The organism is Secundilactobacillus paracollinoides (genome assembly GCF_001702155.1).
GTDB lineage: Bacteria > Bacillota > Bacilli > Lactobacillales > Lactobacillaceae > Secundilactobacillus > Secundilactobacillus paracollinoides.
The window spans coordinates 1,488,273-1,512,588 of the sequence record NZ_CP014912.1; the positions used below are offsets into that span (position 1 = coordinate 1,488,273).

Here is a 24,316-nt window from a genome sequence, read left to right on the forward strand (position 1 = left end):
GTCGTCATCGAAACAGCATGTGGTTCGTGATTTAGATGATTGTCTGGGCGGCAGTCTAATAAAGTAGTCGCGGCTACAAGGAGGTCTAAACCTATACCAGTTGACCAAAGCCAATGACAATTAGAGATTATCACGTGGTGTCCAACAAATAAATAGCAACACAAGTAATGAGCTACAAATACACCGAAGGAACAACTTATATAATACGAGGGAGGTTAAGGTTGGCAAATACCTGGACGATCATGAACAAGACAGCCCCCAGTACGGCGGTGTAAGAAATGCGTCCTTTGGCAATTTTGAGCATCTTTGCGCTCCTTTCAAATGATGACTAAGTGACAAAACGAAATGGTGGCTGCGCGAATTCTGGTGCACAATCGTAAAATTGTGTGGAATCAGAATTGTTGCGGAAAAAGATTGCAATGCCGAATGTATGTTCGTATAATGAAGGTAATACAAAACGGGGTGATCAAATGGCGGACAACAATCACATTGTCATTCAACTACCAAAAACGATTGATATGAATCAAATCGCAGCAATCTTGGAAACGGCCTTTGAATCAAATGGTATCGAGTCGTATCACGTGACCTATCAGCAGGAAAAGTAGTCGGGGGACTGCTTTTTTTTATTGGTGCGCCCGGCATGGGCGCCAACTAGACGGTGAAAGTCCGTTGCGGGCCGTAGTAGTCGGAACCGCAAGTCAATGACAAGGGTGTCCATCGTGAGGTGGAATCTGAAGGAAGTCGGCGACAAAGTACCGCATTGATGTACAAGAATCAGCTATAAGGCTGTGTTGGTCGGACGAGGTTGCCAAACAAACCAAAGTCCAATACTACTCGAGGCCATCGCAGTAAAGCTGGCAATGACATGGTACGAAAGTGGGCGTTCTTACCCGGGGAGGCCTGTATCGTACGTTCCCGACAAGAGGCGCGCTAAGCGCCACAGGAACAAACATCACAGTGATGTGGTGCAGAACGATACAGGAGTCAGCCGAGGCCATAGTAGCGGTATCTGCCACGAAGGGCTGAACAATAATAGGTCATCATTGATATTGGAGGTGGAGACAGTGCAACAACCGCAGAATACAGAAAAAGCTGACCGCCGGCGGACAGTAGGACTGGAAGCCCAAGAACAAGTCGGGGTGCGTAGCACTGACTCTGGTGAAAATACGATGATGAACGGCACTAAGTTTCAAGAGTTAGTCTTAGACCGAAATAACCTGAACGAGGCTTATCTTCGCGTCTGCAGAAACAAAGGTGCAGCAGGACTAGACGGAATGACCGTTGACGAACTGTTGCCCTACTTGAGGAAACATAAACAGGAATTACTGCAAGCTTTACAAAACGAGACCTATCGGCCTCGTCCCGTTAAGCGGGTTGAAATTCCAAAACCTAATGGTGGTAAACGCAAGCTCGGAATACCAACTGTGATTGACCGACTTGTTCAACAAGCCATGGCGCAAGTCATGGTGCCAACATTTGAGCGTGTCTTCTCAGATAATAGTTTTGGGTTCCGACCGAATCGAAGTGCTAAAGATGCCATTGATAGAGTGGTTCAGTTCTACAATCAGGGCTATCACTATGTCGTGGATCTCGATTTAAAAGCATACTTCGATACGGTCAACCACGATCTGCTTATTAAATTTATTGAGCAGTATATTACGGATCTATGGATACTGCATCTCATTCGTCGCTTCCTAACCAGCGGTGTCATGAATGGTGGTCTATTTGAACGAAGTGATAAAGGCACCCCTCAAGGTGGCCCCTTATCGCCACTTTTGGCTAACATTTATCTCAACGAACTGGATAAGCTGTTAACTTCCAGAGGTCATAAGTTTGTCCGCTATGCGGACGATTGTAATATTTATGTCCGAAGCAAACGTGCTGGAGAACGGGTTCTGACTAATGTTACTCGCTTTCTTGAAGGCGACCTAAAGGTCACCGTCAATGAGGACAAGACATCAGTAAGTTCGCCTCTGCGGGCCAAGTTCCTGGGATTTTCCTTGGAGGTTGGTCGAGGAGGTGCGTATGCGCGACCTGCTTGGCAGGCCAAGCAACGCATCAAGTCTGCACTCAGGAAAATGACCAAGCGCAATCGGGGCGTTTCGTTAAACCTGGTGTTTAACGAGATTCATCAAAAGATGCGTGGGTGGTTACAGTACTATTCGGTCGGGAAAATGACCAATTTTATCCGTCACTTAGACGAATGGTTGCGAGCAAGGATTCGCCAGTATATTTGGAAACAGTGGAAGAAGCTCAAAACAAAGGTCAATCATCTTGTAAAACTGGGGCTTTCTGGCACCAGTGCTTATACAATGGCCAATACCCGTAAGGGTTATTGGCGAACTGCGCATAGCAAGACATTGACCTATACTCTGACAAACAAAAGACTGGAACGCCTTGGACTCATCAATATGAGCAAGACACTCCAGTCAATACAAAGTGCTTAAATTATTGAACCGCCGTATACGGAACCGTACGTACGGTGGTGTGAGAGGTCGGTAATTGAATTAATCAATTACCTCCTACTCGATCTTTGTGGGCATCGTGTTGGTTTGGGAGAAGCCGAAGTGGTCAAGATCTTCCTTGAATTCTTGATGCTGTTCAAAGAAGTCGTGCATCACCCTTGACGATTCCCAAGTGGGTAGTTTGTCTGCCATATCATCTGATAATTTTTTGAGTAAGTGCAGTAATTGCGCCTGCTCCTCATCGGTTAACGATGCAAAGATGACTTCAGACAATTTATCCCGCAACTCATGAGCAGAATCGAGGAACCGCTGCCCACGAGCGGTCAGTGAGATGAGCATGATTCGCTTATCTTTTGGCGAGGCGTGACGTTGAACGAGGCCGCCTTCGACAAGGCGATTGACTAAGCCACTGGCAGAACTGGGCTTGATACTCAGCTTCTCGACAATTTCCGAGTTAGTCATCTGAGGATTCTTGGCTAATAGAAAGATGACTCTCAGTTGGCCGGGATTTGGATGACGATGGCTATGCAAGTCGCTCTTCTTAATATGGCCTGTCATATGGCGCGTTTCATGGAACAAATGCGCGAACACCCCGAAGAGCTGACTGGTTTCAGTTGACATGGTGCTCCTCCTTTTCTTAGAAATAAATAGTTAGGATAATTTAAGAAATCCTAACAAACGTTACTTACTATAGTCCGGTAGTTAGGATGTGTCAACAAATCCTAACTAATTTCCAGAATGTTTTTTTACGAGTGTGCAAAAAGGCCAGCTTCCAGCGGATTAGGGCTGAAAACTGGCCTTTTATTTTCTAATTGTCGAAACGTGTTTCAGCAGGCAAGGAGCTGCTACGTAAGGGGCTTTTACCAAAAAAACAAACCCAGTTTTTTCGGTAAAAGTCCCTTACGCTCCGCTCCTTAAACGCCTGCTTCCACACTCTTAGATTTCATCCGGAAATTCATAAATCGCACGCGCGCCACCAATGAGTTTTGGCCGGGAAGTTAGAAAGGTCGTGTGGGCCTCGCCGATTTCCTTCACGCTAGTCTGAATCGGAATCTGAACGAACTTGACGTGCATCCCAATCTGGGTGTCGCCAATGTCCATGCCACCGTCAGCAACGATGTGCTCGACTTCAACGGGATCTTTGAACGTCCGATAGGCAGCAATTTGTGCTGCGCCACCCGCGTGCAGGGAAGGCACGACGGAGACGATTTCGTACCCGCGACGGTCAGCAACTTCGCGCTCCATGAGTAGGGCACGGTTGATGTGCTGGCAGCCTTGAACAGCGAGAGCAACATGATGTGCACCTAAAATAGGAAGTAACGTATCAATAATAGCGTCACCCACATCCTGGCTGGACGCATGGCCCATCCAAGCGCCAGTGACTTCACTGGTACTGCACCCGAGAACGAATAAGCCGTTTTCCGGTAAATGCACCTTGTCGAAGTAGTCGGATAGTGCTTGCGTTAATTGGTTTTTAATTGTTTCTAGATCCATTCTCTTCGCTCCTTATACGTATAATCAATAAGCTTACTATACATTGAGAAGCGGAAAATTACAATCAACTCAGCGTGGAAAATGATAATTCGATTAAAAATTATGTGGCGGGTGAAGGTGAGTTAGATTCAATACTGGAGTGAACTGGTTTAACCGTTGAAGTGGTACTGCCGGATTGGTAACTGTGTGCAAAATAAAACCGACCACCTTGGTTGAGCTGAAAGTGGCCGGTTAGTCATTATTTGACGGCTTTCTGAATCTTTTCTAGCTGTTTAAACTGACTCATCATCCATGACTCGTAGGTTTTACCGGCAGGCATGGACTCGGTGACCTTTAGAATTGGAACGCCATCCTTTTTTGCAAGGGTCATCATGTTTTTAGTGATCTGATTGATTTCCTGCGTATTTACTACGAAGAATTTGATTTTATGTGTCTTGATATCTTGTTGCATGGCCTTGATTTCGGCAGGCGATGGATCTGTATCGTTTTCGACAGCCATCGAGTAGCCGGTATCAGCTACTTTATAGCCGAGGTCATTTAGAGTGTAATCAAAGACTGGTTCGCTGACATCGACCTCGGCGCCGTTTGCGTTCTTTTTTAGTTGGTTGAGTTTTTGTTGGAGCGGTTTGAGTGAAGCGATGTAGTTCTTGGCATTTTTTTCAAAATAGGCTTTGTTTTGGGGTTGGAGTTTGCTGTACTTTTTGACGAGGTATTTTGCTAAAGTCGGCATAGTCTTTAGGTTGTACCAGATGTGCTGATTGGCATCGACTGGCTTGCCCATGACTGTTTGGCCTACATTGATTTTGGTGGTGTGGGTTGTGTCAGTCGCGATGCGGGTCATCCAGGTATCGTACCCCAACCCGTTGTAGATAATGACGTCCGCATCGCTGACAATTTTTGCTGTTTTAGTCGTCGCTTCATACTCGTGCGGATCCATGCTGGGTTTGTTGATGATGGATTTTACCGTACCTTTGTTGCCTAGGACTGCTTTTGAGGTTTCACCGTAGAAGTCTAGGGAGGTGACTACGTGGATTTTACTTGGGTGTTTTGTGATGCTGGAGGCCGTTTTACTAGTACAGCTTGTTAGTAGGACTGCTACCAAAATAATAGATAGAGCAGATAATACTCGAAAAATTCGATGTTGATGAACTCTAAAAACTAAGCCTCCGTTAAAAAGTAATAATTACGATTCAAAATAATATTCTGACAGAATTTTCAGTGAATTGCAATGTGTTTGGTAAAAACTTTGGATGAGATTAAAAATCGGTCGGTATTGAAGCCTCAGTTCTCATGTAATTATTTGTGGATAATGGTCTAGTCCTATAATACACTATTACATGTATGTGACGGGTATATAGGTGTTAATAAAATAAAGCTATGAATGGTATCGGTTTCGTATTAGGATAAAATCAAATGATTAAAGGAGCGTCTATCTATGGATAAGAAATATAGCATTGGCTTAGATATTGGTACCAGCTCAATCGGATTTGTCGGGGTTGATGAAAACGGTTGGCCACTAAATATCAAAGGGAAGCGGGCAATTGGTGCACATTTGTTTAGAGAAGGGGAAGCGGCTGCTGAAACGCGTGGTTTCAGAACGACACGGCGCCGGTACAATCGCCGAAAGTGGCGATTGCGGTTACTCAGAGAGATATTTGATGAACCTATCAGTCGGGTAGATCCTACTTTTTTTGCTCGGATGAAAGAATCCTCAGTATCTCCAAAGGATCCTAACTATGACGGTTTAGCGAAAGAAATTTTGATTCCAAGAGATAAGGATGGAAAGATTCTTTATCCGACAATCTATCATTTACGTCACGCACTGATGTATGAAGATCACCAATTCGATATTCGTGAGATTTATTTAGCTATTCACCATATCGTCAAATACCGGGGCCACTTTTTACTGGACGGTGCGGCTAAGAACTTTGAGTCCTCTAATCTTGATCTAAAAAGTGACATTCACGAAATAAATGCTATTTTAGTAGGCATTTTTGGTAATGAACAGGTACAGTTTAATGATCAATACGTTGAAAAATTAAAGGAAGTGCTACTGGATAGTACCCAATCACGTTCAGATCGACAGAAAGCTGCTGCAAAATTGTTGTTGCCAACAAATGATTTAGACAAAGATACAACGAAAATTCTAAAAACAGTTTCAACTGAGATTACGAAAGCCATCACAGGATTGAAAGCAAAATTTTTTGTGATAACCGGCAATGATATCGCAAAAGACCAACAAAAGGATTGGACTTTTAGCATTGATACATTGGACGAAAAAATGAGCGTTATTGAACCCTCATTCTCAGAAAAGAACTTTTCCTTAATAACAATTCTACAGAAATTGTATTCTAGTGTGACGCTGGCTGGAATAGTTCCAAATGGGCTTAGCCTATCCGAAGCAATGATTCAGAAATATGATAGGCATGCGTCCGATTTAGTTTTGCTCAAAAAGTATTGGGACACTAAGCCAAAAGTTTTGAAGCACCAGCTTCAAAACACTTATGCAGAATATATTGAAATCCATCAGGTAGTTGATGAGTTCTACAGTGATCTTAGTAAGTTAATTAAAAATGATGATGACACTCTAGCGCAAGAAATCAAGTCTAAAATAACGATTGGAAATTTTTTGCCAAAACAACGGACAACCGAAAATGGTGTAATCCCATATCAATTGCAACAAAGAGAGTTAGATACAATTATAAAAAATCAACAAGAATATTATCCATGGTTAGCTGAGGAGAACCCAGTCGCTGACCATCAAATTGCATTTCCATACAAGTTAGATGAGCTAGTCGGATTCCGAATTCCCTACTATGTAGGACCGATGATAGCGAAGGAAGATACTTCCAATTCAAAGAATAGTAAATTTGCCTGGATGATTCGTAAACAGAGTGGTGAAGTAACGCCTTGGAACTTCGATGAAAAGATTGATCGCACAGCGTCAGCTACTGCATTTATTGATAGAATGACAACTACCGATACTTATTTAATTGGTGAGGATGTATTGCCAAAACAAAGTTTAATCTATCAACGTTTTGAAGTGCTAAATGAGTTAAATAAGATTTCTATCGATGGGCAACCCATTACTCGTAAACAAAAACAGAGTGTATATACACACGTATTTGAAAAGAAGAAAACGGTTCAGGTTAAGGATGTTCAAAAATTTTTGGTTAGCTCAGGAGAGGTTATGAGTTTGCCAAAGATTGGTGGTTTAGCTAATGAAAAACAATTCAATAGTTCACTATCAACGTTATATGATTACAATAAAATAATTCCTGACGCACTTGAAGATAGAAATAAAGTTGATGATATCGAAAAAATAATTTTATGGTCAACTATTTTTGAAGACAACTCAATTTTTGTGGAAAAACTGGATTCAATTGACTGGTTAACTAGCAGTCAAAGGAAAAGACTTGCTCAAAAAAGATATCGTGGTTGGGGTCGATTGTCTTTACGATTACTCACAACTTTTAAAAATAAAGATGGTTACAGTATCTTAGATGAACTGTGGAACTCTAATCATAATTTTATGGAAATTCAAGCACAATCTGATTTTTCTGAACAAATCGCAACAGCAAACAATAATAATTTGAGTCAAGTTCTTCCTGCCAAATGGGAACCTGGACGCAAGAATTTGGCATCGTTGGATGAATTCATTTCTAATCTGTATACTTCTCCTCAGAATAAGAAGGCCTTGCGTAAGGCTATCAGAGTGGTTCAAGATATGATGACAGCAGCCGGCCATATGCCTGAAAAAATCTTTATTGAAGTCGCACGTGACACGTCAAATAGTCACCAACAAACAATTGCTCGCCAAAGGCAATTACAACAGCTTTATCAATCGGAAGCTAAGGAAGTCATTGATTCTAGTGTTCGTAGTGAGTTAGACGATATTTTAAAAAATCGAGCTAATATCAAAGATCAATTATTCCTGTATTTCCAACAAGGTGGGCGGGATCTTTATACAGGAAAAGCAATTAACATTGACAAATTATCGCTATATCATATTGATCATATATTGCCTCAATCCTTGGTTAAAGATGATTCATTAGACAATCGCGTTCTTGTTAGTCAAAAAACCAATGAGGACAAAGGTGTTACATTCGTCTCAGATAAATACATGAATAACATGTTGCCAACCTGGAAACGATGGCATGAAATGGGACTGATTTCTGCCAGAAAATTAAAAAATCTAACGATGAGACCAGATGAAATTGACAAATATGCACCCGGTTTTATTCAACGACAATTAGTAGAAACAAGACAGGTTACAAAGCTAGTTATTGAACTTCTTGATGCTTTATTAGGAAACAGTCAAACAGAAATCATCACAATTAAAGCGTCACTTTCTCATCAATTCAGACAACAGTTTGATCTCGTTAAGATCCGTGAAGTAAATGATAATCATCATGCATTTGATGCTTTTCTAGCTGCGCGTATCGGCACTTATCTATATAAAAGGTATCCCAAACTGCGACCATATTTTGTGTACGGTCAGTATATGCAAAATCATAAAAATTTAAAAAGTATCAATCTAATAAAGACGCTTGATTCTGATAAAGCAATTGTTGATGAAGGTACTGGAGAAATTCTATGGGATAAAAAGTCGGACTTAGCTAAAATGATAAAAATATATAATTATCAACGTCTTTTAATCACCCATGAAAGTCGTACAAGCTTCGGGGCAATGTATAAGCAGAAAATTTTAAAGGCAACCGACGCAAAACAAAACGGTGGAGGTTTCAAGTTGGTTCCAACCAAACGTAATTGGCCAGTTGATATTTATGGTGGTTACACTGGTCAGACTGCCGCCTATTTGACAATTGTCAGAGTCTATTCAAAAAAAACATCTGAACTTCGAGTTTTGCCAATCTATACAAATAAGGTACAGCAAATAGAGAAAGCGATGACGCAAGGCGATAAAGCTACTATGTTAGCATTTAAAAAAGTCATTGCACCTCAATTAGGTAAAGAAAATAAAAAGACACATGAAATAAAAATCCCTGAATTTGATGTTGTGATTCCCAAGGTCTTACTAGATCAGTTAGTGATTGATGATATTGCCGGAAGTCCACACCGATTTAGACTTGGAACAGATACGTATTATCATAATTCTCAACAATTATTTTTACCGTTATCGATGCAAAGACAACTAATGGATCGTGAGTCAGATGATAAAGTATACCTTGATATTTTCAATGATGTACTTAAGCAAGTAGATAGTTATTTTAATTTGTATGATGTGAATGGCTTTAGAGCAGCTCTGCAAAAGAGTAAAAAAGCCTTCGAGCAATTACCGATTAATGATTTTCCTAAAGATGTGCCAGACAATAAAAAGAAGAAAGGAAAGCGTTCAATTTTAAAGGAGATTTTTATTGGGCTACATGCGAATGCAACATTAGGCAACTTAAAACAAATGGGCATTAAAACAGATTTTGGAAAATTACAAAAAAGTAACGGTTTACGGATTACTGAGAATTGTAAAATTATCCATCAGTCGCCGACTGGGTTGTTTGAACGAATCGTACCGATTAAATAATTCAAAAAGTCGAACCATCAAAAGATAGTCCGACTTTTTTATGTAATGGCTCAAATGATGAGCTCAAAAGAGAAAACTTGGCATAAGCCTTGTTTGATTTTAACTCTGAATATCAAATCAATGAGGTTATTAAGTTGATCAGACTTAACAAGAAAAATATATCATAATTTAGCAAAAAGATAAAGGGGTTGATTTATTTGGCATGGCGAACAATTATTGTTTCTCGACACGCGAAGATATCATTATCTGCAAATAATATCGTAATTCAAACGGATCAAGATCGATTTCATGTGCCTGTTTCTGATATTGATGTATTAATGTTAAGCACATTACAAGGGGTAATTACAACAGCTGCAATTAATGCATTAAATCGAGGTCAAGCGGTTATTATTTTTATCGATGAAAGTGGGAATCCCAGCTGTGAGATTCAGACAACAAGTTCACCCCGGCGAAACGCCCATAGAATTACACAGCAAGTTAATTGGATAAAGGAGCGTGTTGAAAGACTTTGGACATTGATTGTAACTAGTAAAATTAAAAACCAACTTGCGGTGTGTGAGCATTTAGACTGTCCAAACTTAATTATTGAGACGGCTTTAAATGAAATAGAAATCAATGACGTTAGTAACAGAGAGGCAGTTGCTGCCCGAGCATATTTCCCAGCTATATTTGGAAAAGGGTTTTCAAGAGATGAATTAAATGAAAAAAACGCAGCGCTTAATTATGGGTACGCAATTATTCATTCATTGATAAATCGAGAAATTACGATTAGAGGAAATATGACCTGCATTGGGATACATCATGATAGAACCGATAACCAATATAATTTGGGCTCAGACCTAATGGAACCGTTTAGGCCTATTATCGATCAGTGGGTAGCAACTCATGGAATTGTCACCTCAACATTCAAATTTAACGAGTTTACGCCTGATATAAAGTATGGCCTCGTTGATTTACTAAATTTAGAACTTGTTTTTAACGGTAAAAAAGGACTTTTAAGGAATATTATTGGTGACTATGTAAATGATTGTTTACGTTTCTTAAATCAAGAAATCAATCATATTAATGTTGAGGTGACAATTCCAAATGAGGTATCGAGTCGTGAGATTAATGGTTTTATTTGATTTGCCGGTAGATACAACAGAAGATCGACGTAATTATCGGCATTTTCGCAAAAAGTTGATACGTGAAGGCTTTTATATGATGCAGTATTCGGTCTACGTTCGAGTGTGCGCGACGAGACAGTCTGCAAAATTTCTCGAGAGGAGGATAGCAAATAACGTACCTGAAAGTGGGCTTGTTCAAACACTCATTGTGACGGAAAAGCAATACCAAGACATGCACTTTTTAGCTGGAGAAGAAAATCATGACATTATTAATTCTGGTGAAAGGACAATAGTGATATGAACTTAACATATTATTCTTTAAAACCAATATCAATAAAACGTAAGTGTTTAACAGTCATTGATATTGGAAACGTCAAAGTCTACTGGGATTTCATTCAAGGATTAAATGAGTTGAACGATTCGATTAAAACTAGTACGGATGATCTTGAATTGAAAGATCCGCATCAATTGTGTACCTTCTATGGTGATTTACTAACTCTTGACTTAAACAAGGTGTTTGAGAGAAAAGTTTCGCAACATGTTGTTGATGAAATGAGTCAGGAAGAACAGGTGAAACTAATCGACATGGTTCAGGGATTAAACTCGCAGTTACTAAACGATCTTTTTGTGTTTGATTTACCTTTAATGGTTGAGATACCGTCAATTACAGATATAATTAAACTATTAGGTTTGAGGCTTGATTCTGAGGTGATTAAGTCGCCGTTTGAAAAGACAGAGACATTGATTAAGGTACTAGTGGAGTTGGGTATTGATCGTACCCCGATTATTTTAAATGCTAGCCACTATTTAACTAAGAAAGATATTAATCAATTTTGTCAGGTAATATCCTATACTGACTTGAGTTGCATATTCATTGAATTCTCAGAAAACCAACGAAAGAGTTTGTTTGAGAATGCTGACTATTACTATATAGACCCGGATTTTATGCTATGGCATAAATAAAAGATTAATAATTTATGTGTAAATAATGTTTTAGATGAATATCAAATCAATGAGGTTCAAAGCAAGTCGGCGAGTTGTTGATCCACTTAGCTGGTTTTAGATGAATATCAAATCAATGAGGTTCAAAGCACTAAAATGCGGCACAAAATGCCCCACAACGTTTTAGATGAATATCAAATCAATGAGGTTCAAAGCTTCTGCTTCCCCATTCCTTTCAACGAATCAGTTTTAGATGAATATCAAATCAATGAGGTTCAAAGCCAGTTGCTGATGATTCAGCAGCCGAATTAAGTTTTAGATGAATATCAAATCAATGAGGTTCAAAGCAATTTTACAATCGCATGCAGGAACTTGGCTGTTTTAGATGAATATCAAATCAATGAGGTTCAAAGCCACATCATTATTAAATTTATCGCCGTTAATGTTTTAGATGAATATCAAATCAATGAGGTTCAAAGCATCTCGGGGTACAGTTGGATTATCTCGACCGTTTTAGATGAATATCAAATCAATGAGGTTCAAAGCACAGTGGTGCGGTTATCGGCAAGCATAACGGTTTTAGATGAATATCAAATCAATGAGGTTCAAAGCCGTCCACATTGACATAAGCTGCGGTGTCCTGTTTTAGATGAATATCAAATCAATGAGGTTCAAAGCCGCTTGATACCCTGCTCCGTCTCCTGCTCGGTTTTAGATGAATATCAAATCAATGAGGTTCAAAGCGGTGCCCGCCGGCTCTTCTTGCAAGTGCTAGTTTTAGATGAATATCAAATCAATGAGGTTCAAAGCCAGCGCCAGTTGAACCTTGTGGTTGAGTTTGTTTTAGATGAATATCAAATCAATGAGGTTCAAAGCACAAACACCGTGAAGTGAGTACCGTTCTTTGTTTTAGATGAATATCAAATCAATGAGGTTCAAAGCATTATTTTATTCACAAGGTCAAACACGAACGTTTTAGATGAATATCAAATCAATGAGGTTCAAAGTGAGCTAGATTTGAGATATAGCCGGAGCTGGGTTTTAGAAGGGTTTAACCAAACTATTCACTTTGGTACTAGAGTTATTGGTCCAATTTCAATACCTATTAATAGGAGTGTTGAATCAATTATTAGGTCTTAATCTACCACTTGCATTTTTCTACTTTTTCGATAAAGTGAATTATAAGTAGTGCATCTGCAACTAGATTTTAGATGAATATCAAACTACTTATTTAAAACACGGCCGCTGTTTGATCAACAACGGCCGTGTTATTTGTGTATAATGTCAAAAAACATTTGCTAGGGTAATTCTTCTTTTTGGGATAAACTTATCTCGAAAGGAGATGATAATATGCAACTAGATGAACTGATAAAAATTAATAGAATGAAAAAAAGGTTAACACAAAAGCAACTAGCATCGATAATGATATTTTCGCGCCAAACTATTTCTCGCTGGGAAAATAGAGACGTAAACTTTAAGATTGCAACAATATTAGCATTGAGTGGTGCTCTGTCCGTAGACTCGTGGACATTTGACGTGTCAGAAAAAGAAAGTGTTTATATTGAAATTCATCGAATGAATCATACTGATTCGGATAAATAACTTTAAATGAAGCTTTCGTAGGAACCTAGAAAATGTGTAGTATTTTGTTGACCTTTGCTTCAGTACAAACATGTCACAGCCCCTGTAACACCCCAGTTGCTTGGCAAACAATCCGACATCCTGTACCGTAGTTACTGCAGAGGAGGAAGAAATCATGCAATTAGGGGAACAGCTAAAAACACAACGCGAGAAGCTCCAAATGACGCAACAAGACTTGGCAGAAAGACTCCACGTTACCCGCCAAACAGTTTCACGCTGGGAAAACAACGCAACGTATCCTAATTTGGATACGCTGGTCGACATCAGCGACGTCCTAAACATTTCATTGGACGACCTACTAAAGGGCGACGACGCCAAAGTAGTCACCGAGATCAGCCACGACGTCAAAACAAAGAACCGCTACAAAAAATTCACCATCACCATCGGCGCCATCTTCGGACTGATCATCATCGGCCTCGGCATCCTAAGCTACGGTCGTGGTACCCAAAACGACACGATTGACCGCATTAATCCGTTCCTTTCCACAACTAGAGGGTTCGCAGTATTACCGCAAAAAACGCCCACCAAGATGGAAAAGGTCACCGAGACTAACACTAAGGGACACAACGTTAAGCGCCGCACAGCCGTCCCACAGCCCGTCACAGCCCACGTTGTCGAGAACGGCTTCGGCGGTGGCGAGTGGCTCACCTTTTCCGTTGGCGAGATTCCCTCAAAGGGGATGAACTTTGCCTACGTTCAGCATAAGGGCAGCTTCGTCAGTCAAGCTACCTTAATCCATCGCAACGATGTCCCGAAACTGATCCGCGCCCAACTCGGCGACTACCACGCCTACGACAAAAGATACGACTGGCCCAAATCCTCCTGGAGTCCATTTTAAAACCAACGCAAAAACGGCAGGTCCCTCAAAAGGATCCTGCCGTTTGTCGTAGTTATCTCATCAAAGGTATCGCAATCACTCGAATCCAGCTATAAACCCAAGCAATCTACCCTAAAATATGCAACCCAGTGGCCTTAATATCAGCCTCAAAGCCCTTAACCGTGTTCATAGTCACATCATCGCCAGTTTGGCCGAAGTGTGAAACGAGTTTGGCGATGATTGCCGGCGGAACCGTAATGATGTCCACGCCTGCTTCTTGGGCCTGATAGATGTTGTTGATCTCCCGGGTACTTGCCCACAAGAGTTCAACTTCGTCGCGTTTGGCGGTCAGGGCCACGCTTTCTTCAACGAACGGCCGTGGATCGGCACCGGTGTCCGCAACCCGGCCGACGAAGATCGACACGATACTTGGGGTGCCCGGTTCAATGGCAGCCAGACTTTCGGCCACTTGGTCAGTAGTAGCGATGGCGGTCACGTTGACCTGCACGCCAGCCGCTGTCAGGTTATGGATCAACTCAGCAGTGGACTGACCGTCCGTGGTACGAATCGGCACCTTCACGTAGACGTTTTTGCCCAAGTCGTGTAACAAATGGGCTTCCTTTTCCATGGTTGGAAAATCGTTGCTGAAGACTTCAAATGAGATCGGCTCATCTGGGAAGGTCGCCACCGTCTTCTTTGCGAATTCCAGGTAGTTGGTGACGCCGGCCTTCTTTAACAAGCTTGGGTTCGTGGTGAACCCGGTCACGAAGTCGTTTTTATTGATGGCCTGCATGTCGCTTAAATCAGCGCCATCGGAGTAAATTTTAATTTTGAATGTTGGTGTAGCCACGATTATTGCCCCTCTCTAACGGACTGTTTTTCGGAAATGAGACTCAGGAACGCTGTGGCAGTATTTTCGGGTGTGATACCGAAGCTGTCGATGATGGTTTGAGGATTACCGGACTCGCCAAAGCGGTTGTTGATGCCCAAGGCAATCCCGTTCAAGCCAATGTAGTGTTCCCAACCCATGGTGGTGCCTAACTCGATCGATACCCGTTTTGTCACGGCTGACGGCAGGACAGATTCCTTGTATTCAGCTGACTGGGCGTCGAAGAGTTCAAAGGATGGCATGGAGACCACTGAAACGTCATGGCCTTGTTCACGCAGTTGCGTTTGGGCAGCTACTGCGACGTGGACTTCCGAACCAGTGGCAATCAAGATCCCTTCTGGCACATCACCCTTTGATGGGGAGAGCACGTAACCACCATGTTTTACGCCTTCGTCGGCTAACGTTTCTGTCAGTGGCAATGTTGGCAGGTCTTGCCGTGACAGCACCAAAATGGTTGGGGTATTGGAAGCTGCCAGAGCAACCCGCCATGCCGCTGTTGTTTCATTGGTGTCAGCAGGACGGATGACGTTCACGTTTGGCATTGCCCGGAAACTCATCAGATGTTCGATGGGTTCGTGGGTCGGGCCGTCTTCACCAACGGCAACGGAGTCGTGGGTGAAAATGTAGGTGGCTGGAATCTGTTGAATTGCAGCCAACCGGATGGCTGCGCGCATGTAGTCCGAGAAGACAAAGAACGTGCTGGCAAACGCGTGGATCCCGCCGTGCAGGATCATCCCATTGACAGCCGTCGCTTCACCGAATTCCCGCACGCCAAACCAGATGTTCTGGCCAGCTGGCGCGTTGGCCTCGCAAGCAGTTGCTGTTTTAATGTTCGTTTTGTTTGAAGCGAAGAGGTCAGCTGAACCACCCCAAAAGCTTGGCAGCTGCTGAGAAATGGCGCCGATGATGCGCTGGCTGGTGTTCCGCCCGGATTCCTTTTCGCCGACGTGGCTTACTGGGAGATCCAGGTCGAAGTGAACGGGTTTGAAGCCGTTTAAGAACCGCTCAGCCAGTTCTGGGAACTGCCGGGTGTATTCGTCAAACAGGTTTGTCCAATCAGCTTCAGCGTCGATCCCGCGGTTCTTCACGTTAGACTTGAAGTTATCGGTTACGTCTTCAGGCACTTCAAATGGGGCGTAGTGCCACCCGAGCGCTTCTCGGGTAGCAGCCATGTTGGCTTCACCCAACGGCTTACCGTGCACAGTGTTAGTACCTGCAACCGGTGACCCAAACCCGATGATTGTTTTAACATCGATCAGCGTTGGCTGGTTCGGGTTGGCCTTCGCCGTTTCAATCGCAGCGTTAATTTCCGCCATATTATTGCCGTCAGCCACGTGGAGAACCTGCCAGTCGTAGGCTTCGAAACGTTCGGAGACGTTTTCGGTAAACGCCATACTGGTGGGGCCATCGAGTGAAATATTGTTGTCATCGTAAAGCACGATCAATTTTCCGAGTTTCAAATGGCCCGCCAAACTTGCGGATTCATGTGAGACGCCTTCCATGAGGTCGCCGTCGCCAGAAATGACGTAAGTGTAGTGGTCCATAATATTGAAACCGGGTTGGTTGTACTGGGCAGCCAAATGGTTTTCCGCCATCGCCATCCCAACCGCCATCCCGAGGCTTTGACCAAGGGGACCGGTGGTTGCTTCAACCCCGTCAACGATCCCGTATTCGGGGTGACCAGGGGTTTTTGATTGGAACTGGCGGAACTGCTTCAGGTCTTCAATAGAAAGATTGAAGCCAGAAAGGTGCAGCAGGCTGTAAAGCAATGCAGAACCATGGCCGGCTGAAAGCACAAACCGGTCGCGGTTGACCCACTTTTGGTCAGTGGGGTTAATGTTTAAATGTTTTGTCCATAATGTGTAGGCCATTGGGGCAACGCCTAATGGGAGCCCCGGGTGACCTGAATTGGCCTTTTCAATCATATCAACGCTCAAAAAACGTAAGGCGTTGATTGATCTTTGGTCTAGGCTAGTATTTTGCATGTAATCACGCTCCTATGTCCAGAAAATATACGGTATTATTGACAGACTGTCAACTCAACTGACTGAAATGGTATACCTGAAAATTTTGACATTTTCAAGTGTTCTGATCCAGTTAAACGAGTTATGAAAACAACGCATGAAAGGGAATAAAGCGCTGTCTTCAAAATGTGGTCTGGTATTCTTCTGAAAGGCATAGGTCATGCGACAAAAGTCTGAAACAAATTTCATTTCTGATTTATTTTTAAACCATCAATGACGGGAAAGTTCATTGATATTTTCAAGTAAAAATTGAATGAAAGCTGGCAACACGCGGACAGTGGGAATACTGTCCTGGGAATGCAACGCGTTACTTTCAGTCGCTTTCATAGTTCTTACATGGAATTAAAACAATTTAATGAAATTATTTGTAAAGTTTAATTGTACTATACTCGATTCGGTCCCAAAAAGCGAGGAAGTTAGCTGAATTAATTAGAATATTTTCTTATTTTCTCATTATTGAGCTTGGTAGTTATCAGTGTTAAATGAGCTGATTTGCTTGCTGAATTCGTTGCATTGCGTCATTTGGCACTCCACTTACATAGCGCGCATAGTCTCAATTGCCTAAGTATCGCATTATAATCACCCTCAGTTCGCAGAGAATCCGCCTTTGACTGCCAACAACTTACTGATAGCAATACTTCTAACAGAGTGTTACTTAACATAGAGAGTCCTATTATTAGTAATTACTTTGCACTGAAGGGAGTCTCGACTAACACTGTGAGACTCAATAAGTATCCTAAGGTAAGCAGTATTTCTAACCACTACGTTTTACAATTGGTATAGCTCGACAATCAAGCCGTACCTTTGCAGAATGATTTGCAAATTCAAGCAATAATGTCATTTGAAAATAACCGATAATGTCAGTAAAAGAATATACAAATGGCGATTAAGGAGTCTGAATTTCATAAACACCAGTCATAAATCTTCAAATAAGACCCAACAATAGCATTTTTATATCTCAAACTAGCAGTTTGTTGTCCTGGAACCGTTTTTATTATGATAGAATAGGCTCAGTTAATACCGAGTTAATCATAACTGAAAGATGGGTGTTGTTGATGAACGGGTTTATTGGTGAATTTTTTGGCACGATGGTCTTGATTTTGTTGGGCGCTGGGACCGGTGCCAGTATGAACTTGAACAAAACGTATGCGAAGGGGTCGAATTGGCTGTATGCCAGTCTTTCCTGGGGGATTGCGGTGACCATGGGTGTTTACGTAGCTGGCATGCTGGGCTCTCAGGGGCATCTCAATCCCGCAGTCACGATTCCCTATGCCATTTTTGGGTTGTTTCCCTGGCACGATGTGTTGCCGTATTTACTTGGCCAATTTCTCGGGGCCTTCGTGGGTGCCACGCTGGTCATGATTCAATTCTATCCACACTTTAAAGCCAGTTCAGACGAAGCCGCGGGGAACTCTGTGGGCATTTTTGCGACTCGGCCGGCCATCAAGTCACCGGTGTTTAACCTGTTGTCTGAAATCATTGCCACCTTTGCGTTTGTCTTTATTTTGCTGAACCTTGGTAACTTCACGCAGGGGCTTAAACCGCTGATTGTTGGGCTATTGATCATGGTTGTTGGTACCGGTCTTGGGACCACAACTGGCTTTGCGCTGAACCCCGCCCGTGATTGGGCACCACGGTTTGCGTATACCATTTGGCCCGTGCCACATAAGGGGAATGCCGAATGGGGCTACGCTTGGGTACCGATGTGCGGACCGCTGATCGGTGGTCTGATTGCGACCGGTCTAGAGACGCTGTTGAAGTGACATCATTGTGTGCATTTGACGTTGTATAATGGTCGTGACTTAAATCCAGCTGGCGTACGCGTCAGCAGTTAGGAAGCGATAGGATGTTTGATCAAAATAGTTTCTCACTCGCCGGCAAGGTGGCCCTTATCACAGGTGGCGCCCACGGGCTGGGGCAGTTCTACTCAATTGCGCTATCTGAATACGGCGCGGATATTTTTGTGGTCAGTGCCTCACAGCGTGGTTGGGACGAGACCAAGGAAAAGGTCGAGGCAAACGGCCAACAGGTGGCGTTTCTGCAACAGGATATTACCGATCCAGATGCGGCGGATGCCATTGTGCAGGCAGTGATTGAAAAATTTGGCCACCTCGACATTCTCGTTAATAATGCGGGGATCCAACTGCGCAACGACGTGCTCGAGTTCAAGGATGAGGATTGGCGCAAGGTTATTGATGTCAATCTCAATGGGTTATACTACCTGTCCCATGCGGCTGCCAAGGTAATGTCTGACCAGCAACACGGGAAAATCATCAACATTGGATCGATGCAGTCGTACCGCGCGGGCAAACGGATATTCCCATACGCCGCCAGTAAGCACGCTGTGATGGGGCTGACTAAAGCCTATGCGGATGCGCTCGCACCGTACCATATTCAAGTGAATGGTCTAGCACCGGGCTATATCAGCACCGACATGACCAAACCACTCCAGGAGGATCCCGTTCGCGGGCCGGAGATTGCTGCCCACATTCCATCAGGGGACTGGGGAAAACCTGAACAGCTCATGGGGCCGATGGTCTTTCTTGCCAGCGCCGCCTCCGACTATGTCACCGGCGTGATGCTGCCAGTTGATGGCGGTTACCTCCTGCGCTAGGTTGCATTAATGAATCGCTTTCATTTTACGAAACTGTGCTATACTAAAACTTGTAATTCAATAATCTAACTAGGGGCGCAATTTGCTGAGACGGTTTTTACCGAACCCTTTGAACCTGTGAGCCAACACTCGCGAAGGAAAGTTAACGGATAATCAATGATGATTAAACGACCGACCAGCCTGTTGTCTCCTGGTCGGTATTTTGTTGCCCGCTTTTTTAAAACGAGGAGGACCCACATTGACCACCTTTACAACGCAAATCCACACAGCTGCTGAACCATGCTGGCAAAAGAGCTTTGACCACCCATTTGTGCACGAGATTGGCGACGGTTCACTGCCTAACGACGTGTTCCGTTACTATTTGATTCAGGACCGCTATTATCTCAACGAATTTGGCAAGCTCCATGAAAAAATTGCTGAAAAATTAACGGACAAAGAAGACGTCGACTTTCTAATGGCTGGCGCTCAGGGTCTCAAGGACGGCGAAATCGCTGTCCGAGAAGGCTTCTTTGACCGGTTGGGCATCACGCCGGATGAGATCGCCCACACACCGATGGCTCCAACCGCTTATAACTACGTGAACCATATGTACTCAGAATTAGACCGAGGAACACCGGGCCGTGCCATTGCGGGATTGTTGCCATGCTACTGGCTGTACAACGAAATTGGCCAACGCTTGATAGCGGCCGGCTCACCCGTTGAGCTGTACGAACGTTGGATCGAAACGTATGACAGCGACGACTATACCGATAGTGTGAACACGATGATCCAGTTGACCAACAAGACGGCTGACAATGCGGATGACACGGAGCGCGCGCAGATGCAGGATTCGTTTGTGCGGAGTAGTGCCTATGAATTGGCGTTTTGGCAGATGGCGATGGATAAACAGGCGTGGTGAGCGTGGAGAAAAACGGTTTGAGGGCGGCGCCTAAGCGACTCTGACAGAAATGCCCGAACCTGGCATTTTTGTCAGAGTCGCTTAGGCAGTAGCCCTCAGTTTTTCGGAACGCGTTATGGCACGGCTGCCAAGAAAGAGAAAATGAGCGTGGAACAAGGCGGTTAAGGGGCGGAGTGTAACGAACTCGGGCAGAAAAGTCTGGGCCTGACTTTTTTGCCCGAGTTCGTTACACAGTAGCCCCTTGCCTTGTGGAACGCGTTACGGCACGGCTGCCAAGAAAGAGAAAATGAGCGTGGAACGAACCGGTTAAAGACTGGAGCAGAAGCGGACTCTGTTATAAAATCCCGGGCTTGGATTTTGTAACAGAGTCCGCTTCTGTGCAAGTCTTTGGTTTGTGGAACGCGTTACGGCACTGCTGCCAAGAAAGCCCTAAACACAAGTAAACTAATGACATGTACACCACTAGCAAAAAACTAAAAAGCTAAATCCCACCTTGTAACCCATCACCAACCCATCTATAATCGCCTTTAAACCATAGCAAAGTGAGACGATCCAATGAAAATTCAAAACATAACGGCCAACAACGACGCCGAAATGGCAGCGATTCTCCGCACTGACCTTGAAGATCTTAACCTGAACTTACCCGGAACAGCCTACTTTGACCCGTTCGTTGACCATTTGAGTGCTTGGTACGACAAAACGCCCAATGCGACTTACTACGTTGCTATCAGCGATGACCAGCACGTGATGGGCGGTTGCGGCGTGGGACCGATCGCGCCTGAAGATGGTATCGCAGAGTTGCAAAAGCTGTATGTATCGCCCGATTACCGGCGCCAGGGTGTGGCAAAGTCACTCATTCCAGAGTGTTTTGCGTACGCTAAAGCACACTATGACTATCTGTATCTCGAAACGTTTCACCAGATGATTGCCGCGAATACCCTTTATCAATCATTAGGGTTTGACCAGTTGACGAAGCCATTACCGCAGTCAGAACATGGCGCTTGCGATACTTGGTATTTGATGGCTTTAGGAGAGCACAAATAAGAATTCACTTTGGTATTCATTTTCTGGAGTGGTTCCAGAAAGATGGTTATCGTTCGTTCACCACACAATGTTAGCGCAGTGAAGCGATGTAACAGGATTATTTGAATCTGAAATCTAGTTTTGATCGTCACTCTTGACAAAATTAAAATTATCGCCTATATTTGTCATTAAATTTTAATTCGCTAATAACTTTGAAGAGAAGAGACCAAGTTGCGCAGTCACAGAGAACTCCGGTAGGTGAAAGGGAGGGCCTGCAACGCTTGCGAGAATGAGCTCTGAGTAGTTGATCACCGGTTCAAGCTGGTGGCTCGGTGGCAGCCGTTAAAATGTCGGTAAGCAATTACCGGTAAGGTGTTTATACTCATAAACACGAACTTGGGTGGTACCGCGACCTTCTCGCCCCTTGTCATTTCGATGGCAAGGGGTCTTTTTATTGGCAAATTTATCGAAAACAATTTCTGGAGGAAAACAAACATGACTGAATCGACTTTAACTAAATTTCCATACCGTTTTGACGTAGTGGGCAGCTTATTGCGCCCAGCTGACTTAAAGCAAGCACATAAGGATCTAGCAGAAGGTAAAATTACCGCTGCTGACCTGCAAAAAATCCAACGCGACGAAACCAAACGCGTGGTTGAAGAACAAGCCAACCTTGGTTTGAAGGCCGTTACTGACGGTGAATTCAACCGTTCATGGTGGCACTTGGACTTTCTTTGGAGCCTGACCGGCGTTGACAAGTACGATTACCACCAGAGCTACAAGTTCAAGGGCGACACCACCCGGACAGACAACGTTGAGCTGACTGGCAAAGTGGCCGTTAACCTGGACCACCCATTCTTCGAAAGTTTTAAGTATTTACAATCAATCGTACCAGAAGGCGTCCTGGTCAAGCAGACCATTCCATCACCAACAATGTTATTCCGTGACAACCGGAGTGATAACTGGTCTAAGTTCTACGACAGTTGGGACGAATATTTGACTGATTTGTCAAACGCCTACCGCGACACGATCCTGCACTTCTACGAATTAGGCGACCGATACATCCAATTAGACGACACCACCTGGGCCTTCCTGATCAGCAAGTTGAACGAAACCGCTGACCAGCCTGAAGAACATGCCAAGTACGTGAAATTAGCTGAAGACAGCGTGAAGGTAATCAACGGTGCCATCCGGGACTTGCCAGACGATTTAACTGTTACCACCCACATTTGTCGTGGTAACTTCAAGTCAACCTACCTGTTCTCAGGCAGTTACGATGATGTGGCCGATTACTTAGGCCAATTGAACTACGACGGCCTATTCTTGGAATACGATAGCGAACGTGCCGGCAGCTTTGCCCCACTTGCGCGCATCTGGAACAACGACCCTAACAAGCGATTAGTATTGGGCTTAATCACTTCTAAGTTCCCAGAATTAGAAGATAAGGATGCCGTCATTTCCCGGATCCAAGAAGCCGCTAAGTCAGTCCCATTAGACAACCTTGCGTTATCAACCCAGTGTGGGTTTGCCTCTACTGAAGAGGGGAACGAACTCACTGAAACCCAACAGTGGGCTAAGTTGAACTTGGTTAAGGAAATTGCTGAGACCGTTTGGCCAGAAGATTAATTAAAATGCGCCATTGACTTTTCGTTTGTTGAACACAGTCAAGAGATAATTAGCGTGCATTAAAAAGAGCAGTGCTTGAAGTCAGTATCTAGGCTTTAAGGCACTGCTCTTTTTAATATGAAGCATTGCTAGCAGTAGGACTATTGGCGGTCGAGGGCGGATTCTCTAGAAACTCGGGTTAACAGTATTGCGATATGTAACAAGCGATAAATCAAGCTCAAAGATAGTGGAACGCAGCAATTTGGTACGGAATAATGGTGTCGATGTCACTTAATGGAGTGCCAAATTGCGGAGCGCAACGGACTTAGACCCAGAATAAATCACGCCACCATGTGAAATCTTCCAGCCAATCTGCTATCATATAATGATACAAAAAGAACAGTGAGGTATGGCGATGATCAAACTAGTAGCAGTGGATATGGATGGGACTTTTTTGCGGGATGACCGCACGTATGATAAGGCGCGGTTTCTCGACCTTTTTAAACGGATGCAGCAAAACCACATTCACTTCGTGGCTGCTAGCGGCTCGCAATACCAGCGGTTGCGCCATGAATTCACCGAAGTGGCCGACAACATGGATTTCATTTCCCAAAACGGCGCCATTGTGCATCAGGGCGACCAGTTGAAGGAAATTATGCCACTATCTGATCAGCAAGTGCACGGCGTGATTGCGACCATCAGCCACCTTTTCGCAGAACAGGATGTGAGTCAGGAAGTTGTTTCTGGCCTAAATGGCACCTACGTCAACGCTGATATGGATCCGGAAGCACTCAAAATCGTGAAATACTACTACCGGCCAGTGATCAGCGTTCATAGTTTGGCTCAGTTGGTCGGGCAAAAGGTCAATGACCAGTTCACGAAAATTGCCGTTAACTTCACTGAAGGCGTGGACTTTCAACACGCTCGCACGGTTTTAAAGGCACAACTGCCAGACTTTCTCAGTAGTGAGAACTCGGGCTTTAACACTGAATTGATCGGCCTCAAGGAAGCCACTAAACGCTCAGGGATCCAGGCGTTGCAGACCCTCTACAACATTGCGGATGATGAAGTCATGACCTTTGGTGATAACGAAAATGATTTGAGTATGCTAACCATGACACCGCACAGTTATGCGATGAAGAATGCCGCCGCTGGTATTCAACAGCAGGCTGGGAATGTGACCCAATTTGATAATAACCATGACGGCGTATTAGCAGCGATGGCTGAAGCCTTATAAAACAAAAAAATCACCCGAC

General features: G+C 43.7%; 19 protein-coding genes, 1 CRISPR repeat array and 1 riboswitch. Of the genes, 14 read left to right on the forward strand and 5 right to left on the reverse strand.

Features of this window, described 5'->3' with window-relative positions:
• Nucleotides 1–419: 419 nt before the first annotated feature.
• Nucleotides 420–605 carry a hypothetical protein gene (locus AYR61_RS15350; protein WP_191982291.1) on the forward strand — a complete coding sequence of 62 codons (186 nt, stop codon included), beginning with the start codon at nucleotides 420–422 and terminating at the stop codon, nucleotides 603–605.
• Between the two features lie 459 nt (nucleotides 606–1,064).
• Nucleotides 1,065–2,447 carry a group II intron reverse transcriptase/maturase gene (gene ltrA / locus AYR61_RS06240; RefSeq protein ID WP_065902174.1) on the forward strand — a complete coding sequence of 461 codons (1,383 nt, stop codon included), beginning with the start codon at nucleotides 1,065–1,067 and terminating at the stop codon, nucleotides 2,445–2,447.
• A 75-nt stretch (nucleotides 2,448–2,522) separates the two neighbouring features.
• On the opposite strand, the gene AYR61_RS06245 is transcribed toward ltrA, so the two are convergent.
• From AYR61_RS06245 to AYR61_RS06255, 3 genes are all read right to left on the reverse strand, one after another.
• Nucleotides 2,523–3,086 carry a MarR family winged helix-turn-helix transcriptional regulator gene (locus AYR61_RS06245; RefSeq protein WP_065902176.1) on the reverse strand — a complete coding sequence of 188 codons (564 nt, stop codon included), beginning with the start codon at nucleotides 3,084–3,086 and terminating at the stop codon, nucleotides 2,523–2,525.
• A gap of 315 nt (nucleotides 3,087–3,401) precedes the next feature.
• Nucleotides 3,402–3,959 (reverse strand): TIGR01440 family protein, encoded by a 558-nt coding sequence (locus AYR61_RS06250; RefSeq protein WP_054710691.1) that lies wholly within the window; start codon nucleotides 3,957–3,959, stop codon nucleotides 3,402–3,404.
• 238 nt (nucleotides 3,960–4,197) lie between these two features.
• The gene (locus AYR61_RS06255) at nucleotides 4,198–5,061 is read right to left on the reverse strand and encodes a metal ABC transporter solute-binding protein, Zn/Mn family (protein WP_225356521.1); all 864 of its coding nucleotides are present in this window, start codon (nucleotides 5,059–5,061) and stop codon (nucleotides 4,198–4,200) included.
• A gap of 333 nt (nucleotides 5,062–5,394) precedes the next feature.
• Between AYR61_RS06255 and cas9 the strand changes: the two genes are divergently transcribed.
• From cas9 to AYR61_RS06285, 6 genes are all read left to right on the forward strand, one after another.
• The gene (cas9, locus tag AYR61_RS06260; RefSeq protein WP_065902179.1) at nucleotides 5,395–9,501 is read left to right on the forward strand and encodes a type II CRISPR RNA-guided endonuclease Cas9; all 4,107 of its coding nucleotides are present in this window, start codon (nucleotides 5,395–5,397) and stop codon (nucleotides 9,499–9,501) included.
• 197 nt (nucleotides 9,502–9,698) lie between these two features.
• Nucleotides 9,699–10,625, forward strand: a complete 927-nt coding sequence (cas1, locus tag AYR61_RS06265) for a type II CRISPR-associated endonuclease Cas1 (RefSeq protein ID WP_065902181.1) — start codon at nucleotides 9,699–9,701, stop codon at nucleotides 10,623–10,625.
• Nucleotides 10,603–10,908, forward strand: a complete 306-nt coding sequence (gene cas2 / locus AYR61_RS06270) for a CRISPR-associated endonuclease Cas2 (RefSeq protein ID WP_304621840.1) — start codon at nucleotides 10,603–10,605, stop codon at nucleotides 10,906–10,908. Before cas1 ends, cas2 begins: the two co-directional genes overlap by 23 nt.
• Nucleotides 10,905–11,570 (forward strand): type II-A CRISPR-associated protein Csn2, encoded by a 666-nt coding sequence (gene csn2, locus AYR61_RS06275; RefSeq protein WP_065902183.1) that lies wholly within the window; start codon nucleotides 10,905–10,907, stop codon nucleotides 11,568–11,570. The genes cas2 and csn2 overlap by 4 nt, the downstream gene beginning before the upstream one ends.
• Nucleotides 11,571–11,597: 27 nt before the next feature.
• Nucleotides 11,598–12,557: direct repeats of the CRISPR family, unit length 36 nt; unit sequence GTTTTAGATGAATATCAAATCAATGAGGTTCAAAGC.
• Between the two features lie 342 nt (nucleotides 12,558–12,899).
• Nucleotides 12,900–13,151, forward strand: coding sequence for a helix-turn-helix domain-containing protein (locus AYR61_RS06280; RefSeq protein ID WP_065902185.1), 252 nt, complete (start codon nucleotides 12,900–12,902; stop codon nucleotides 13,149–13,151).
• Between the two features lie 154 nt (nucleotides 13,152–13,305).
• Nucleotides 13,306–14,028: a helix-turn-helix domain-containing protein gene (locus AYR61_RS06285; RefSeq protein WP_056987200.1), complete on the forward strand. Its 723-nt coding sequence runs from the start codon at nucleotides 13,306–13,308 to the stop codon at nucleotides 14,026–14,028.
• A 106-nt stretch (nucleotides 14,029–14,134) separates the two neighbouring features.
• Here the strand turns inward: AYR61_RS06285 and AYR61_RS06290 are convergent, their stop codons facing one another.
• Entirely contained in the window at nucleotides 14,135–14,860 is a 726-nt protein-coding gene (locus tag AYR61_RS06290) for a transaldolase (protein ID WP_173585422.1), read from the reverse strand.
• Nucleotides 14,860–16,881, reverse strand: a complete 2,022-nt coding sequence (gene tkt / locus AYR61_RS06295; RefSeq protein WP_065902187.1) for a transketolase — start codon at nucleotides 16,879–16,881, stop codon at nucleotides 14,860–14,862. Before tkt ends, AYR61_RS06290 begins: the two co-directional genes overlap by 1 nt.
• Nucleotides 16,882–17,975: 1,094 nt before the next feature.
• On the opposite strand from tkt, the gene AYR61_RS06300 reads away from it, so the two are divergent.
• From AYR61_RS06300 to AYR61_RS06325, 6 genes are all read left to right on the forward strand, one after another.
• Nucleotides 17,976–18,683, forward strand: a complete 708-nt coding sequence (locus AYR61_RS06300; protein WP_056987202.1) for an MIP/aquaporin family protein — start codon at nucleotides 17,976–17,978, stop codon at nucleotides 18,681–18,683.
• Nucleotides 18,684–18,766: 83 nt separating this feature from the next.
• Nucleotides 18,767–19,534 carry a glucose 1-dehydrogenase gene (locus tag AYR61_RS06305; protein WP_065902188.1) on the forward strand — a complete coding sequence of 256 codons (768 nt, stop codon included), beginning with the start codon at nucleotides 18,767–18,769 and terminating at the stop codon, nucleotides 19,532–19,534.
• A 61-nt stretch (nucleotides 19,535–19,595) separates the two neighbouring features.
• Nucleotides 19,596–19,691: riboswitch (TPP riboswitch) on the forward strand.
• An 81-nt stretch (nucleotides 19,692–19,772) separates the two neighbouring features.
• The gene (gene tenA / locus AYR61_RS06310) at nucleotides 19,773–20,432 is read left to right on the forward strand and encodes a thiaminase II (protein ID WP_054711023.1); all 660 of its coding nucleotides are present in this window, start codon (nucleotides 19,773–19,775) and stop codon (nucleotides 20,430–20,432) included.
• 555 nt (nucleotides 20,433–20,987) lie between these two features.
• Entirely contained in the window at nucleotides 20,988–21,476 is a 489-nt protein-coding gene (locus AYR61_RS06315; protein ID WP_054711026.1) for a GNAT family N-acetyltransferase, read from the forward strand.
• Nucleotides 21,477–21,950: 474 nt separating this feature from the next.
• Nucleotides 21,951–23,081, forward strand: coding sequence for a vitamin B12 independent methionine synthase (locus tag AYR61_RS06320; protein ID WP_056987203.1), 1,131 nt, complete (start codon nucleotides 21,951–21,953; stop codon nucleotides 23,079–23,081).
• Between the two features lie 394 nt (nucleotides 23,082–23,475).
• Nucleotides 23,476–24,297: an HAD-IIB family hydrolase gene (locus tag AYR61_RS06325; protein ID WP_162258244.1), complete on the forward strand. Its 822-nt coding sequence runs from the start codon at nucleotides 23,476–23,478 to the stop codon at nucleotides 24,295–24,297.
• The last annotated feature ends 19 nt before the right edge of the window (nucleotides 24,298–24,316 follow it).